The organism is Bradyrhizobium uaiense (assembly GCF_010811875.1).
Lineage (GTDB): Bacteria > Pseudomonadota > Alphaproteobacteria > Rhizobiales > Xanthobacteraceae > Bradyrhizobium > Bradyrhizobium uaiense.
Genome location: NZ_VKHP01000599.1, coordinates 1 through 410, shown reverse-complemented (window position 1 = coordinate 410; position 410 = coordinate 1). Strand labels below are relative to the sequence as shown.

Below are 410 nucleotides of genomic sequence, written 5' to 3'. Positions count from 1 at the left end.
CGGTGGAATTGCCGTTGGCGCTGCCGGTGATCATGGCCGGCATCCGCACTTCGGCGGTGTGGGTGATCGGGACCGCGACATTATCGACGCCGATCGGGCAGACCAGCCTCGGCAATTACATCTTCGCCGGATTGCAGACCCAGAACTGGGTGCTCGTGCTGTTCGGCTGCGTCGCCTCGGCGCTGCTGGCGCTCGCGGTCGATCAATTCTTGACGCTCATCGAGCGCGGATTGCGCGAGCGCAAGCGCCTCCATGCCATGCTCGGCAGTGTCGGGATCGCCGTACTGGTCACGGCCACGCTGATACCTTCGGTGGCACGGGCGCCGTCGACCTACGTCGTCGGCGCCAAAACGTTTGCCGAGCAATATGTGCTCTCCGCGCTGATCGAGCAGCGGCTGCAGGCGGCGCGA

General features: G+C 65.4%; 1 protein-coding gene. It reads left to right on the top strand.

The genetic code is table 11. The features are described 5' to 3' along the window. Positions 1-410 (top strand): ABC transporter permease subunit (locus FNJ47_RS46680; protein ID WP_347341830.1); only part of this gene is annotated, 410 nt, incomplete at both ends.